13 protein-coding genes are annotated in these 15,559 nt (G+C 70.5%); 2 read left to right on the top strand and 11 right to left on the bottom strand.

The features are described 5' to 3' along the window. The first annotated feature begins 36 nt into the window (after positions 1-36). Complete coding sequence (locus ATL40_RS15585; protein ID WP_098469228.1) at positions 37-807, top strand: hypothetical protein; 771 nt, start codon at positions 37-39, stop codon at positions 805-807. 120 nt (positions 808-927) lie between these two features. Here ATL40_RS15585 and ATL40_RS15690 read toward each other — a convergent pair whose 3' ends face one another. From ATL40_RS15690 to ATL40_RS08905, 11 genes are all read right to left on the bottom strand, one after another. Further along, positions 928-2,616, bottom strand: coding sequence for an HNH endonuclease signature motif containing protein (locus ATL40_RS15690; RefSeq protein WP_143556916.1), 1,689 nt, complete (start codon positions 2,614-2,616; stop codon positions 928-930). 489 nt (positions 2,617-3,105) lie between these two features. Further along, positions 3,106-3,945, bottom strand: a complete 840-nt coding sequence (locus ATL40_RS08865) for a CPBP family intramembrane glutamic endopeptidase (RefSeq protein ID WP_211283091.1) — start codon at positions 3,943-3,945, stop codon at positions 3,106-3,108. Then, positions 3,929-5,539 carry a citramalate synthase gene (gene cimA / locus ATL40_RS08870; protein WP_098469230.1) on the bottom strand — a complete coding sequence of 537 codons (1,611 nt, stop codon included), beginning with the start codon at positions 5,537-5,539 and terminating at the stop codon, positions 3,929-3,931. Before cimA ends, ATL40_RS08865 begins: the two co-directional genes overlap by 17 nt. 264 nt (positions 5,540-5,803) lie before the next feature. Next, positions 5,804-6,919, bottom strand: a complete 1,116-nt coding sequence (locus ATL40_RS08875) for a branched-chain amino acid aminotransferase (RefSeq protein WP_098469231.1) — start codon at positions 6,917-6,919, stop codon at positions 5,804-5,806. 92 nt (positions 6,920-7,011) lie between these two features. Further along, a complete protein-coding gene (locus tag ATL40_RS08880; protein WP_098469232.1) occupies positions 7,012-8,061 on the bottom strand; it encodes a 3-isopropylmalate dehydrogenase in 1,050 nt (349 codons plus the stop codon). A gap of 81 nt (positions 8,062-8,142) precedes the next feature. Next, positions 8,143-8,664 (bottom strand): ASCH domain-containing protein, encoded by a 522-nt coding sequence (locus ATL40_RS08885; protein ID WP_169925921.1) that lies wholly within the window; start codon positions 8,662-8,664, stop codon positions 8,143-8,145. A 252-nt stretch (positions 8,665-8,916) separates the two neighbouring features. Beyond that, on the bottom strand, positions 8,917-9,240 hold the full coding sequence (locus ATL40_RS14725; protein ID WP_143556917.1) for a hypothetical protein: 324 nt from the start codon (positions 9,238-9,240) through the stop codon (positions 8,917-8,919). Positions 9,241-9,244: 4 nt separating this feature from the next. Further along, the gene (locus ATL40_RS08890; RefSeq protein WP_143556918.1) at positions 9,245-10,186 is read right to left on the bottom strand and encodes a hypothetical protein; all 942 of its coding nucleotides are present in this window, start codon (positions 10,184-10,186) and stop codon (positions 9,245-9,247) included. A 355-nt stretch (positions 10,187-10,541) separates the two neighbouring features. Then, the gene (gene ilvC, locus ATL40_RS08895) at positions 10,542-11,570 is read right to left on the bottom strand and encodes a ketol-acid reductoisomerase (protein ID WP_098469235.1); all 1,029 of its coding nucleotides are present in this window, start codon (positions 11,568-11,570) and stop codon (positions 10,542-10,544) included. A gap of 64 nt (positions 11,571-11,634) precedes the next feature. Beyond that, positions 11,635-12,159: an acetolactate synthase small subunit gene (gene ilvN, locus ATL40_RS08900; RefSeq protein WP_098470388.1), complete on the bottom strand. Its 525-nt coding sequence runs from the start codon at positions 12,157-12,159 to the stop codon at positions 11,635-11,637. Positions 12,160-12,168: 9 nt separating this feature from the next. After that, the gene (locus tag ATL40_RS08905; protein ID WP_098469236.1) at positions 12,169-14,037 is read right to left on the bottom strand and encodes an acetolactate synthase large subunit; all 1,869 of its coding nucleotides are present in this window, start codon (positions 14,035-14,037) and stop codon (positions 12,169-12,171) included. 430 nt (positions 14,038-14,467) lie between these two features. Here ATL40_RS08905 and ATL40_RS08910 point away from each other — a divergent pair, with 430 nt between their 5' ends. Then, positions 14,468-15,544, top strand: a complete 1,077-nt coding sequence (locus tag ATL40_RS08910) for an iron-siderophore ABC transporter substrate-binding protein (RefSeq protein WP_211283092.1) — start codon at positions 14,468-14,470, stop codon at positions 15,542-15,544. Positions 15,545-15,559: the final 15 nt, after the last annotated feature.

Consider the following 15,559-nt stretch of genomic DNA (forward strand, 5'->3'; position numbering starts at 1 on the left):
CTTGCACCATTGCCCCGCCTGCGTGAGGCTGAGGCCATGGCGTGGTTCCCGTGGCGGAAGAAGAAGAACGAGCAGGCCCAGCAGGAGGCCCCCGAGGAGACTCCGGCACCACCTGCCGAGCCCTCGGCTCCCGAGACTTCGCCTGAGGACGATGTCGCCGGGGAATCCGGCGACGCCCTCTCCAGCCTGGAGCACAGCCCGCTGGACGACCCGGGGACGATCCCCGAACCCGGCGAACCCGCCCCGGCGCCCGTGGACCCGGACGAACGCTCCTCGTTGGAGGAAGAACCCGAGGAGCCGCCGAGGGTTCCCTCCCCGGAGTCGACGTCGGAGCCCGAGCCCACGGCCGAGCCCGAGCCCACTCCGGCACCGGCGCCCACCCCCGCGCCCGCACCAGCACCCGCGCCCGCACCAGCACCTGAGCGCGCGCCCGCCCCGGCGCCGGCACCGCCGAGCGAGCACGCCGCGTACGACGTCGACTCCTCCCTGCCCACCGTGGCCTGGCGCGCGGGGCTGGGCGGCGTGGTCGTGGGCATCGTGCACGCCCACACCTCCGCGGCGGGCAGCGCCGCCGATCTGGGCGCGGCCATGGAGCGTGGCTTGGCGATGGCGGTCGGCGAGGACTCCCCCGCCCCGACGGACGCCCCCGAGGACTACCCGATCGTGCTGAACGTGCAGGTCGCGGAGGAACTCGTGGACGAGGAGGTCACCGGAACCCTGGCGGCCTACCGCAAGCAGCTCGCGCGCAAGGCACCGCGCGTGCGCCTGGTGGTGGAGCAGGTCCCCCTGGCGGAGCTGGACGCCTAGCCCAGGCTGGCCGTCCCGCGACCCGGCTGCGCGACCGGTCGCGCTGACCCACACGACGACGCGCCCGGACAGGAGCCTTCCCGGCGCGCATCGACGGGATTCGTCAACCGACAGGGTTCCTCAGATGTCGAGGAGGCTCGGCTGTGCCGGAGTGGCACCGGCACCGGCAGAAGTAACGGCCACGGCGTCCTGCCCCGACGGCCCGGGCGGACTCCCCCGCCCCGGAGCCACCGAGTCCGGTCTGGGCGGACTCTCGCCCGGCCCACCTGATCCGTCCGATCTCGGTGGACACTCGCCCGGCCCACCTGATCCGTCCGATCTCGGCGGACACTCGCCTGACCCACCTGATCCGTCCGATCTGGGCCGACTCTCGCCCGGCCCACCTGATCCGTCCGGTCCGGGCCGACTCTCGCCGGGCCCACCTGATCCGTCCGGTCTCGGCGGACACTCGCCGGGCCCAGCCGACCCGTCCGGTCGATCTGGCCCGTCTGCCCCGCTTCGGGTGGCCTGGCCTGGTGGTCGTCGTCGCGGGACAAGAAGCTCATCCGCGAGACGGGTGGTCTGCCCGATCACCTCACCGTTACTGCGAGTGAAGCGGAACCCACCACGCACCCGGGTGATACCGATCCCCAACGCGTGCACGTCATGGTGGTGACGCGAGCACAGGGTGATCCCGTTCTCCAGCGTCGTCTCACCCTTCCTGGACCACTCCCAGATGTGATGCACCTGGCACCACGTCGCCCGCATCCCACACCCCGGGAACTGGCAATGCCGATCCCGCGTCAAGATCGCCCGACGCAGATCCCCCTCATACGTCCGCTCCGAACGACCCACATCCAACGGCACACCCGCCGCATCCAGCACCACCCGCTGCACCAACGCGTCACACGCCAACACCTCCAGCGCCGCGAACGGAACCAACGTCCCATCCTGCAACTGCGCCAACGGCGGCTCCGCCACCAACCCCGACACACCAAACGCCTCACTCGAACGGCAACCCAACCCACCCCGCCCAGCACCATCGCCCGCCAACCCCGCAGACCCCGCGGCGGGAGCGGAACCCGACGCGCCCGCCGCAGACGGGTCCGCGGCACCCGACGCGCCCGGGGGACCCGATGCACCCACCGAGCCGGGCCGCCCGCAGGAGCGCCGCCGGCGGTGCATCAACAACAACCACGTGTCCTCACGCACCAGAACCGACAGATGCGGACGGATCTGCGCACCCGAGCGGCGATCCCCCAACCCCAACGTCCGCTCCGCCAGATCCACCAACGCATCAGCCCGACGCGCATCCGCAGAACGCTCATCACCCACCGCGGGCGCATCGGTCAACGACTCCAACGCCGTGCGCACCGTCGCGCCCGCCACCGGATCCAAGAACCCCTCCACCTGCACCCCACCGCTGCGCGACATCAACCGCAGCCCCCGCCGCGCCCGCGCCCCCTCAAAGGACCGATCAGCCGCATCCGCCTCCCACGCCGCCGCCTGCGCCGCGAGCTCCTTACGGAACGTGGGCACCGGCACCGACCTGGCGCGCTGCACCCACTCCCCCTCACGCGCCGCCAACCGCTCCCGCGTTCCCTGCGAGGACCGCTCCAACACCCCCGCGATCACCCGCAGATGACCCTCGCTCACCTCACCCGCCGACGACGCCTCCCGCACCTGCGGCAGCAACTCCAGCGCCTGACCAGCAGCAGCCTCCGCCTTTGCCACCCCCAGCCCCTGCTTCGAGGACGACGCACGCCAACTCTCAAAGTCCCGCGCACTCCCCTTGCACCACTCACTCTCCCGGCGAGCCAGCTGCGACATCCGCGTGCGCTGCACCCCCAACACCGACACCGCCGTATCCACCACCACCAACGCCCGCGACACAGCACCACCCACACCACCCGCACCGTTCGCGCCGCCCGCACCAACCCCGACACGGCCGCGTTCCACCGCCTCAACCCGGGCCGCCAGATCAGCAACCGCCTCCCTCACCCGCCGCGCCGCGAACGCCAGATCCGCCTCCACCGTCGAAGGCACCGGCACACCGGGAGCAGGCACGCGATCGCGAACCCCGACCCCACCATCAACACTCGACTCCGCCACCACCACACCCACCCCCTCTCACATCACGCTCACCTTCGAACTGATGTGTCAAACCTACCCAAGGGGACTGACATCCTCACCACCAGCACCAGGCCTGTGGACAGACCCACCTCAACCCCCGAAGTGATCCCACCCCACCGACACCCGCGGCACCACACCATCCGGCGTCACCGAAGCCGCGACCCCGCGGCGCGGCCCCGCGCCCCCTCAGGGCGCAGTGAGGAAGATGTCGAACAGGTCCGGGTGGTGGGCGTGCACCAGCACCCCGAACACGACGGCGTCGAACAGCAGGTGCACCACCACCACGTACGGCAGCGACTTCACGCGGGCGAACAGCCAGCCCTGAACGAGCGCGAACGGGATGGTCAGCGCCGGCCCCCACTCGCGGTAGCCGAGCTCCCACAGGAACGAGACGAACACCGCGGCCTGGAGCACGTTCGCCAACCAGAACGGGAAGTGCCGCTGCAGCAGGGTGAACACGGTGGCGATGAAGAACAGCTCGTCCCACAGCCCCACGGCGTTCACGCCGATGAACAGCCGCACGATCTCCCCGCCGGTCTCCAACGTGGGCCAGTTCGCGTACACCCCTGAGCCGATGAAGTAGAACGGCAGGATGAGGTAGCCGACCACCACCACGACGGCGATGTAGATCCACTGCCAGCCCTGCCACCGCCAGCCGCCGGCCATCGGGAACCGCACCGCGTCCTCGCGGTAGAGGTACCGCGAGATCGCCCATGGCACGAGCACCGCAAGCCCCAGGGCCACGGTGAATCGCGCCATCCCGGCGTTGGAGAGGTCGGCCTTCAGCGAGATCGTGGAGACGATGCCCTGCCCGATCGCGATGAGCAGCAGGTCCTTGCCCAGCGCTCGGTCGGCCCACAGCCCCAGTGCCACGCCCGCCACCAGCGGCAGGTAGCCCAGCGGCCGGACGTGGACGGCGAACAGCAGCACCGCCGCCCCGCACACCAGCGCGGCGGCCGCGATACGCAGGGCGGGCCTCAGGACGGCGCCGGTCTGCGCCGTCGTGCCCTCAGCGGGGGTCGACACCCGCCTGCAGCAGACCGTAGACCAGGGAGTCCACGAGCGCCTCGTAGGCGGCCTCGAGGATGTTCGGGCCGACCCCGACCGTGCTCCACGTCTCCGCGCCGGAGGAGGTCTGGATCAGCACACGGGTGACGGCGTCGGTGCCGTGGGAGGTGTCCAGCAGTCGCACCCGGAAGTCGGTGAGCTCGAACTGCTCGATCTCCGGGTACACGCCCACCAGGGCCTCGCGCAGGGCGTGGTCCAGGGCGTTGACGGGCCCGTTGCCCTCCCCGGTGCGCACGACCCGGGAGCCGCCAGCCCGCAGCTTGACGGTCGCCTCACATTCGCCGTCGCCCCCGATCGCCTCGGTGAAGTGCACCGAGGCGCGCCAGCTCTCCATCTGGAAGTACCGCGGCCGCTCGCCGCCGACCTCCTCGTGCAGCATGAGCGCGAAGGAGGCGTCCGCGGCGTCGTAGGTGTAGCCCTGCGCCTCGGACTCCTTCACCCGGTCCACCACGCGCCCGAGGATCTCCGGGCGGCCGGCCAGGTCGAATCCGAGTTCGCGGCCCTTGAGCTCGATCGAGGCGCGCCCGGCCATGTCCGAGACCAGCATCCGCATGTCGTTGCCGACCAGGGTCGGGTCGATGTGCTGGTAGAGGTCGGGGTCCACCCGGATGGCGCTGGCGTGCAGGCCCGCCTTGTGCGCGAAGGCGCTGGAACCCACGTACGGCTGGCGGGTGTAGGGCGGGATGTTGGTGACCTCGCTGATGGCGTGCGCGGTGTGCGTCGCGTCCGCGAGCTTGCCCTCCGGCAGGCACCGCGCGCCGAGCTTCAGCTCGAGGTTCGCGGCCACCGCCAGCAGGTCCGCGTTGCCGGTCCGCTCGCCGTACCCGTTCACCGTGCCCTGCACGTGACGCGCCCCGGCGGCCACCGCGGCCACGGAGTTCGCGACGGCGCAGCCGGAGTCGTTGTGTGCGTGGATGCCGAGGCGGCCGTCGGTGGCGGCGCGCACCTCGGTGACGATGCGGTGCACCCAGTCCGGCAGCATGCCGCCGTTGGTGTCGCACAGCACCACGTCGCTGGCGCCGGCCTCGAAGGCGGTGGCGACGGCGCGCATCGCGTAGGAGGGGTCGAAGACGTAGCCGTCGAAGAAGTGCTCGGCGTCCAGGATGACCCGGCGCCCCTCGCCGACCAGGTAGCGCACCGAGTCGGCGATCATCGCGAGGTTCTCCTCCGGTGTGGTGCGCAGGGCCCGCTCCACGTGCCGGATGTCGCTCTTGGCGACCAGGGTGATGACCGGCGCCTCGGAGTCCAGCAGCGCGCGCACCTGGGTGTCCTGGTGGGCGCTGGTGCCGGCCTTGCGGGTGGAGCCGAAGGCCGCGAGCTGGGCGGAGGCGAAGTCGAGTTCCTTCGCGGCGAGCCGGAAGAACTCGGTGTCCTTCGGGATCGCCCCGGGCCAGCCGCCCTCGATGACCCCGACCCCGAGCGCGTCGAGCATCGGCGCGATCGCCATCTTGTCGGCGACGGTGAGGTTCATGCCCTCCTGCTGCGCGCCGTCGCGCAGGGTGGTGTCATACATCTCGACGACGGTGCCGTCGAGCGCCAGGGGCGTGGTCATCTGGTGCCTGCCTTCGGTGAAGCTGGTGCTCGATCCGCTCCGGCGGGGGTGGTGCCGGTCGGCCCGATCGAGTGGTTGTCCCGTCCGCTGTGCCCACTCCGGGCACGAAAAAGCCTCCCGGGTTGCGGGAGGCAGCGCGTCCGGGAGGGGCCGGACGCGCTAGGTAATGATGACGAGGTGTGCCACGTCGGCCAGTATGCCACAGCCGACGTGGCGGCGGTCACATTCGTCCGTGACCGCCGCCACGGCAGACTGCCGGACAACTCAGACCAGGCGGGTGAGCCACCCGTGGGTGTCCTCGGCCCGGCCGTACTGGATGTCGGTGAGGGTCTGGTACACCCACTGCGTGGTCTCCCCGGCCTCGCCCTCGCCGACTGTCAGGTCGAAGCCCTCCCCCGCCAGGCGCCCGATCGGGGTCACCACGGCGGCGGTGCCGCACGCGAACACCTCGGTCACCTCACCGGAGCGCACGCCCTCGATCAGTTCCTCGACCGGGATGTCGCGCTCCTGCACGTCGAAGCCGCGCTCGGACAGCAGCGTGATGATCGAGGAGCGGGTGACGCCCTCGAGGATCGAACCGGTCAGCCGCGGCGTGCTGGCGGTGCCGTCCTTGCCGATCACGAACACGTTCATCCCGCCGAGCTCCTCGAGGTGGGAGTCGGTGGAGTCGGTGAACAGGATCTGGTCGAAGCCCTTCTCCGAGGCCTGGGCCTGCGGCAGGAGGGAGGCGGCGTAGTTGCCGCCGCACTTCGCGTCCCCGGTGCCCCCGGGCGCCGCGCGCTTGATGTCGCGGGTGAGCCAGATGGAGACCGGCTTGATGCCGGAGGGGAAGTACGGGCCGACAGGCGAGGCGATCACGAGGTAGTCCACGCGCTGCGCGGCCCGCACGCCGAGGAAGGACTCCGAGGCGAACATGAACGGCCGCAGGTAGAGCGAGGAGCCCGGCGTGGTGGGCACCCACTCGGCGTCCACGTTCACCAGAGCGCGGATGGACTCCAGGAAGTCCTCCTGGCTCAGCACGGGCAGGGCCAGGCGCAGCGCGCTGCGCGCGAACCGGGCGGCGTTCGCCTCCGGGCGGAAGGTCCACACCGACCCGTCCGGGTGGGCGTAGGCCTTCATGCCCTCGAAGATCTCCTGGGCGTAGTGGAGAACGGCGGCGGCCGGGTCGAGCAGGAGCGGGGCGTAGGCCTCCACGCGACGCTCGTGCCAGCCGTCGGCCGGGGTCCACGTGGCGCGGGCCATGTGGTCGGTGAAGTCGACGCCGAATCCGAGGGCGGCGAGCATCGCCTCCCGCTCCGCCACGGTGCGCGGATTCGAGGACGGTCGCACCTCGAAGGGCTCCACGGAGCCGGTGCGCGGTGCGGTCGCAGGGGTGGACATGGTGGTGCCTCCAAGATCAGGTGAGTAGAACCTACGCCTTGGACGCGACCGGGCGGAAACGCCGCATGGAGTGCGGCGGCCCGCGTCGCGTCTCAGCCGGCTACTCGCGCGGCGATGGCGTCGCCGATCTCGGTGGTGGAGCGCGTGGTCTCGTTGCCGATCCGGGCGGCGATATCCGCCGCCACGGCCTCCTGGATGCGCGCGGCCTGCTCGGTCATCCCGAGGTGTTCGAGCATCAGGGCGACCGAGAGCACGGTGGCGGTCGGGTCGGCGATGCCCTTCCCGGCGATGTCCGGAGCGGAGCCGTGCACCGGCTCGAACATCGAGGGGAACTCGCCGTCGGGGTTGACGTTCCCGGAGGCGGCCAGGCCGATGCCGCCGGTGATCGCGGCGGCGAGGTCGGTGAGGATGTCGCCGAAGAGGTTGTCGGTGACGATCACGTCGAACCGCGAGGGGTCGTTGACCAGGTAGATGGTGGCGGCGTCCACGTGGGCGTAGTCCACGGTGACCTCGGGGAAGTCCGCCGAGACGGCCTCCACGGTGCGGCGCCACAGGTGGCCGGCGTGCACGAGCACGTTGTGCTTGTGCACCAGGGTGAGCTTCTTACGCGGACGCGCCTGCGCGCGGGCGAACGCGTCACGCACCACACGCTCCACGCCGAAGGCGGTGTTCACGCTGACCTCGTTGGCGACCTCGGCGGCGGTGCCCACGCGGATGGCGCCGCCGTTGCCCACGTAGGGACCCTCGGTGCCCTCGCGCACGACGACGAAGTCCACCTCTCCCGGATCGGCCAGCGGGGTGGGCACCCCCGGGTACAGGACGGAGGGGCGCAGGTTGACGTAGTGGTCGAAGGCGAAGCGGAGCTTGAGCAGCAGCCCGCGCTCCAGCACGCCGCTGGGCACACCCGGGTCGCCGATGGCGCCGAGCAGGATGGCCTCGTGCTGGGCGATCGCGGCGAGGTCCTCATCGGTGAGGGTCTCCCCCGTGGCGTGCCAGCGCTTGGCGCCGAGCTCGTAGGGCGTGGTGGCCACGGCCACATCGGACCCGGCCAGGACGGCGTCGAGCACCTTCAGGCCCTCGGCGACCACCTCGGGGCCGATTCCGTCACCGGCGATAACTGCGAGATCCAGGGTGCGCGTCATGCCGGTCAGCCTAGTGCGGCGTCCCACCTAACGGGATGCCCGTCTCATAGTGCGAACACCTCCGCGGGGGTGGGCAGGGGCCTACTCGAACATCGCCGGCAGTTCCGGCTCGCGCGGGTCGATCACCTGGAACGTCTCGCAGAGGATCTCCATGTCGTCGCTGAAGCCGTCCTCGCCCAACTCCGCGCGGTAGTAGGCCTCCCGGGCGGCGCGCCAGGCTTCCAGCGAGCCGTCGCCCTCGCCCTCGAGCGCGGCGAACTCGGGCGTGACGTCGCGGAACGCCGTGGTCAGCACCGACGCGGTGCGGATGAGGGCGCGGGGGTGCTCGTTGCCGTCGAGCACGATCCACAGGTCGCCCACCCGCGGCGGATTGTCCTGCGGTCCGAGCTCCGCCACGGCCGTGGAGGTCGCGCTCTTCGTGCCGGCGAGAACCCGCTCAAGGGTCTCCTGCGCCTCCTCGGGGGTGGCACCGAAGGAGATCGCGGGCGGCGGCACCGCCGAGATGTCGTCGAGCCCCACGTAGGCGGCCGCACGCCCGATCCGGGCCTTGGCCCGAACGGACTCCCAGTAGCGAACGACGGCGTCATCATCGGCGATCCTCATGGGCGCCATTCTCGCAGGCGAAGCGCGCGAGAGCGTCCCGCGACGCGACGGGCGTGCCACCCCACGCGCGTAACACCCCCCACTTCCGCGCCACGCGCGCCTCGCCCGGACGGACCCAGCGGGCGTGCCACCCCACGCGCGCTGGACACGAGCTACGCAACACACGCACCCAGCACCTGCCCATGCAGCACGAACGTGACGGCGCCCGGCCACCAAAGGTGACCGGGCGCCGTCACGTCCCACCCCGGCACGCTACGAGAAAGCGAGCACGAGGCCTGCTGCAGAAGCCAACACCGTTGCCAGCACCGAGATCAATGTCGACTCGAACCGCTGATTGATGACTGCCCCGAAACCACCCGGCACAAGAACTGCAAGCAGGACAACCAGGAGTCCATCCTTCTCTCCAGGAAAACTCAGCACCCCGATCAATGCCACGGCGAGTGCGACCAACCACACCACCGGCGGGCTCGACTCCAGCGAGCCCGAACGCCATCGACTCCTTCGGCGCGCAGCGAACTCACCCACCACCAGAATCAATCCAGATGCTGCAACGACGACTCCAGCCACCAACTCCATCTGTCTAGAATCCGCATCCGACCTGGAGCCCACCGACTCCACTGAGCGCCTTGGCGAGGTCAATGAACTCCTCTTTTGCCGTCCGCCCGCTCAACTTGTAGGCACCCGTGAAGATCTTCACTGTCTTTGAGAATCCATACTTGCTGACGAACTGTCCCAATCGGACCACTAGACGCGCGATCTTTACGCTCGGGAACACTGTCTGCCCAATGAACCAAGCAATCGCTGCGGAGCAAGTCCAGAAGTTTGCAGAGACGGAATGCTCGGGACCCCCAGCACCTAGACGGGTCTGAGCGAGGGAGAGCGGCAGCCGATCCTGCGCCGACTCCGCAATGGCGTATCCAACGATTTCGCCCGACTCGTCGACCATCTCGTAGATGTCGACTCCGCTCTCTCGGGCAACGACGCCGCCGCGCTCGGCGTCCACGATTTCATGCTGCTGGGTCGCCGTGGACTCAGCGCTAGCCGCAGTTCCTGGCGCCGCGACAACAAAAGATACAAGGAGTGCCATAGCAACTCCAAATGCGACTACGCGCGCTCGCGCACCACTAAGCGTGAAGTCGGTTCGGTACATCGTCGCCTCCTGATCAGGGCTCATCCGAGTGAGCCACACACACCGTAGGCACTTTGGCATCGCACCACCTATAGTCAAAAGACTAGTTCCGCCTCGAGACGCGACGGCCATGCGCAAGGAATCGCGACACCGCGCCACGACGGCGCCGAAGCCGCCGGGGATCAGGACGCCGAGCAGCACCACCAGGAGCGGCTCGCGGTCACCGGGGAGGGCGAGAACTCCGAGCAACGAGACGGCGAGCGCCGTCACCCACACGGCGGCGGGCCTGGGCGCCACCCCGCGACGCCAACCACTCCGCCGCCACGACACGAGTTCTCCCGCCAGCATGCCGAGTGCGGAGGCGAAGGAGAGCACGCCCGCCACGATCACCATCTCGACCCCGATCCCGCGCCACACGGCGCCTGGGGCGAGCATGAGTCGCTCGACAGCGCGAGCGCATCATCCTTTCGACCACCTCGCGACGGGGACGCTGCGGGCGTGCCACCACACGCGCGTAACCCTCCCCCACATCCGCGCCACACGCGCCACCCGCCGCCGGGGCAGGCGGGCGCGCCACCCCACGCGCGTAACCCACCCCCATTTACGCGCCGCCCGCGCCACCCGCGGACGGCGCGCCCCGCTCAGCCAGAACACGCGACGGCGCGCCCCGCTCAGCCAGAACACGCGACGGCGCCCGGCCACCTGAGGTGACCGGGCGCCGTCGGGCACTACCGAGCGACCAAGTCGATCAGCGCGCGGCGCTGCCCTCGACGTAGTCGGAGTCGAGGTCCTTGTGCCAGGCGAACATCTTGCGCAGCTCGCGGCCGGTGGACTCGATCGGGTGCGCCTCGGCCTTCTTGCGCAGCTCGGTGAACTCCGGGGCGCCGGCGTCCTGGTCGTCGATGAAGCGCTTGGCGAACGCGCCGGACTGGATGTCGGCGAGCACGGCCTTCATGTTCTCCTTCACCTGCGGGCCGAGCACGCGGGGGCCGGAGACGTAGTCGCCGAACTCGGCGGTGTCGGAGATGCTCCAGCGCTGCTTGGCGATGCCGCCCTCCCACATCAGGTCCACGATGAGCTTGAGCTCGTGCAGCACCTCGAAGTAGGCGATCTCGGGCTGGTAGCCGGCCTCGGTGAGGACCTCGAAGCCGTACTGCACGAGCTGGGAGGTGCCGCCGCACAGCACGGACTGCTCACCGAACAGGTCGGTCTCGGTCTCCTCGGTGAAGGTCGTCTTGATGACGCCGGCCCGGGTGCCGCCGATGGCCTTGGCGTAGGCCAGGGCGGTGTCCCATGCGGTGCCGGAGGCGTCGACCTCCACGGCGATGATGTCCGGGATGCCGCGGCCGTCCACGAACTCGCGGCGCACGGTGTGGCCCGGGGCCTTCGGGGCCACGAGGATCACGTCCACACCCTCGGGCGCGGTGATGTAGCCGAAGCGGATGTTGAAGCCGTGCGCGAAGGCGAGGGTCTTGCCCGGCGCGAGGTTCGGCGCGATGTGGTCGTTGAAGATCGAGCGCTGGTGCTGGTCCGGCGCGAGGATCATGATGAGGTCGGCCCAGGCGGCGGCGTCGGCCACGGACATGACCGGGAAGCCCTCCTCGGCGGCCTTGGCGGCCGACTTGGAGCCGTCCTTGAGGCCGATGGCGACCTCGATGCCGGAGTCCCGCAGGTTCAGCGCGTGGGCGTGCCCCTGCGAGCCGTAGCCGATGACGGCGACCTTCTTGGAGGCGAGGACGGACAGGTCGGCGTCGTCGTCGTAGAACAGCTCAGCCACGATGGTGATCTCCTTGCTGGTTGATTCGGTGGTTCTGGGGTGCGGGCGTTGCGGGTGGAACGGCTCAGGCGGATCGCGCGATGCGGTCCAGGGCGCGATCGGTCATCGACCGGGCGCCGCGACCGATCGCGACGGTACCGGACTGCACGATCTCGCGGATGCCGTGCGGTTCGAGGGAGGTGAGCAGCGCGTTGAGTTTCTCCTCCCCGCCGGTGGCCTCGATGGTGACCGCCTCGGGTGAGACGTCCACCACGTGGGCGCGGAAGAGGTCCACGACCTGCAGCACGGCGGTGCGGGAGGCGTCGTCGGCCTTCACCTTGACCAGGAGCAGTTCGCGGCGCACGGAGGAGCGGTCCTCCAGCTCCACGATCTTCAGCACGTTGACCAGCTTGTTCAGCTGCTTGGTCACCTGCTCCAGCGGGAGGTCGTCCACGTCCACCACCACGGTGATGCGGGAGACCTCGGGGTGCTCGGTCGGCCCCACGGCCAGGGAATGGATGTTGAAGGCGCGGCGGGCGAACAGGGCCGAGACGCGCGTGAGCACGCCCGGCTTGTTCTCCACCAGCACCGACAGGGTGTGACGGGTCATGGCCATCGCTCAGTCCTCCCGGTCCCAGCTCGGGGTGATGCCCCGGGCGTACTGGATCGCATCGTTGCTGACGCCGGCGGCGACCATCGGCCACACCATGGCGTTGCTGCTGACGGTGAAGTCCACGACGACGGGCACGTCGTTGATCTCGTTCGCCCGCTTGATCGTGGCCTCCACGTCCTTCTCGCTCTCGCACCGCAGCCCCACGCAGCCGTAGGCGTCGGCCATCTTCACGAAGTCGGGGATGCGCCGGGACTCGTGGCCGGTGTTCAGCTCGGTGTGGCTGTAGCGGCCCTCGTAGAACAGGGTCTGCCACTGCCGCACCATGCCGAGGGAGGAGTTGTTGATGATGCCGACCTTGATCGGAATGCCCTCGATCGCGCAGGTCGCGAGCTCCTGGTTGGTCATCTGGAAGCAGCCGTCGCCGTCGATCGCCCACACCGTGCGATCGGGCGAGCCCACCTTGGCGCCCATGGCGGCGGGCACCGCGAAGCCCATGGTGCCCAGGCCCCCGGAGTTGATCCAGGCGTTGGGGCGCTCGTACTTGATGAACTGCGCGGCCCACATCTGGTGCTGCCCCACACCCGCCACGTAGATCCCCTCGGGGCCGGTGATCTCGCCGATCTGGGAGATCACGTGCTGCGGGGCGAGCAGGCCGTCGTCGGTGGGTGTCCAGCCCAGCGGGTAGGTCTCGCGCAGCCCGTCGAGCTGCTTCCACCAGCCCTCCAGGTCCGGCTGACCGTGCTGGGCGTGCTCGGCGCCGAGCTCGGCCACCAGCTCCACGATGACCTCGAGCAGGTCACCCACGATCGGAACATCGGCGCGGCGGTTCTTGGAGATCTCCGCCGGGTCGATGTCGGCGTGCACCACGGTCGCCAGCGGCGCGAAGCTGGACAGCTGCCCGGTCACGCGGTCGTCGAACCGGGCACCGAGGGCCACCACGAGGTCGGCGCGCTGCAGTGCGGCCACCGCGGGCACGGTGCCGTGCATGCCGGGCATGCCGAGGTTCTGCGGGTGGGAGTCGGGCACCGCGCCGCGCGCCATCAGGGTGGTGACGACGGCGGCCCCGGAGGCGTCCACGAGGGTGCGCAGGGCGTCACTCGCCCCGGCGCGGACCACGCCGCCGCCCACGTACAGCACGGGGCGCTTGGCCGTGGCGAGCAGACGCGCGGCCTCCTTGACCTGCTTCAGGTGCGGCTTCGTCGTCGGGCGGTAGCCGGGCAGGTCCAGTTCGACCGGCCAGCGGAAGGTGGTCTGCGCCTGCTGCGCGCTCTTGGCGATGTCCACCAGCACCGGGCCCGGCCGGCCGGTCTTGGCGAGGTGGAACGCCTCGGCGATGCGGGCGGGGATGTCGTCGGCGTCGGTGACCAGGAAGGAGTGCTTGGTCACGGGCATCGTGGCGCCCACGATGTCCGCCTCCTGGAAGGCGTCGGTGCCGATCATGGAGGCGCCCACCTGGCCGGTGATGGCCACCATGGGAATGGAGTCCATGTTGGCATCGGCCAGCGGCGTCACGAGGTTCGTGGCGCCCGGGCCGGAGGTGGCGATGCAGACGCCCACGTTCCCGGTGGCGTGCGCGTAGCCGGCGGCGGCGTGGCCGGCTCCCTGCTCGTGCCGCACGAGGATGTGGCGCACCGTGGTGGAGTCGAGCAGCGGGTCGTAGGTCGGCAGGATCGCCCCGCCGGGGATCCCGAAGATGACCTCGGCGCCGACGGACTCGAGGGAGCGCACCACGCTCGCCGCCCCGGTGACACGCTCGGACACCGCGTTCCCGGCAGCCCGACCGGCGTTCGCCGGCCCTGGCCGCGGCCCGGGGACTGCGGTGGGGCGCGGCGTCGCCGCCCGCCCGCTCGATGCCGTCGCATTCGCTCTGGCCATCGTCACACCTCCACTCGCTCAGAACAGACAAAAGCCCCTCGAGCCGGTGCCGGCTACGGAGGGGCGATGAGACAACGCTCGGTCGACTAGTCGCCCAGGTGGGATACGACGAGTACGAGGAGTCCGTTGCGCATGCGCTCACCCTACGCCCCCGCCCGCGGAATGCCCAACCCGCGGAATCACCATCTCACATGATGGAGCACGGGACGGGTGGCAAGGCGCTTCTGCACACCCCCTGACGCGATTGGGTGCCACATGGCGCCGCTCGAGCGGCCGCCGCGACCGGCATCCGGGGCCTCCGCCGCGCCGCCGCCACCCGCCACCCCTGTGCGGCTCGTCATAGTTAGGTGAGGGTTACCTCACTGTGCGCTAGGCTCGCCTGGTTGAGTCGACCGCCCGCGCCCGCGGGCCCAGCACCCGGGGAGTTCCTGTGACCCTGTCCCGACCCGTGGCCGCAGCCACGGCACTGTTCGCCACGCTCGCGCTCGCCGCTTGCTCCTCCAGCACCGACACGGCCGAGGAGACCGAGGCCGCCACGAGCGGCGGGGCGGAGTCCGCCACGGACTTCGAGGGCGACGGCGCCGCCTCCGGGTCCTTCCCCGTCACCATCGAGCACGCCTACGGCGAGACGGTCATCGAGAGCGCACCCGAGCGCGTCGCCTCCGTCGCGTGGGGCAACCACGAGGCCGCCCTCGCGCTCGGCGTGGTGCCCGTCGGCATGGCGTCGGCCTCCTGGGGCGATGACGACGGCGACGGCGTGCTGCCGTGGGTCGCCGAGACCCTCCAGGAGCTCGGCGCCGAGACCCCGGTGCTGTTCGATGAGACCGAGGGGATCGACTTCGAGGGGGTCGCCGACACCAATCCGGACCTCATCCTCGCCGCCTACTCCGGGCTGACCCAGGAGGACTACGACACCCTCAGCCAGATCGCACCCGTCGTGGCCTTCCCGGAGACCGCCTGGGCGACCACCTGGCAGGAGACCCTGCTGGTCAACGGCGCGGCGCTGGGCCTGCAGGCCGAGGCCGAGGAGCTCGTGACGCAGCTCGAGGCCGAGCAGGCCGAGCTGGTCTCCGGCTACCCCTCGCTCGCGGGGCAGCGCACGATCTTCTCCTACTACGACCCCACCAACCTCTCCACGCTCGGCTTCTACACGCTGCTGGACCCGCGCGCTGCCTACCTCACGGAGATCGGCCTGAGCCCGGCGCCCGTGGTGGAGACCGCCTCGGAGGGCAGCACCGAGTTCTGGGCCGCCTACACCACCGAGGAGATCGAGCAGTACGAGGACGTGCAAGTCATCGTCACCTACGGCGACGACACCACCATCGGCGCCTGGCAGGGCGACCCCCTCATCTCCCGGATCCCGGCGGTGGCCGACGGCGCCGTGGCGGTCCTGACGGACAACACCCCGATCGCCGCGGCGGCGAACCCGAGCCCGCTGTCGATCGGTTCCACCTGGGGCAACGACTACATCGCCCTGGTCGCCGAGGCCGCGGAGCAGGCGTCCTGACGGCGCCGGAGCCGT

The sequence above is a fragment of the Serinibacter salmoneus genome (assembly GCF_002563925.1).
GTDB classification, from domain to species: Bacteria; Actinomycetota; Actinomycetes; order Actinomycetales; family Beutenbergiaceae; genus Serinibacter; species Serinibacter salmoneus.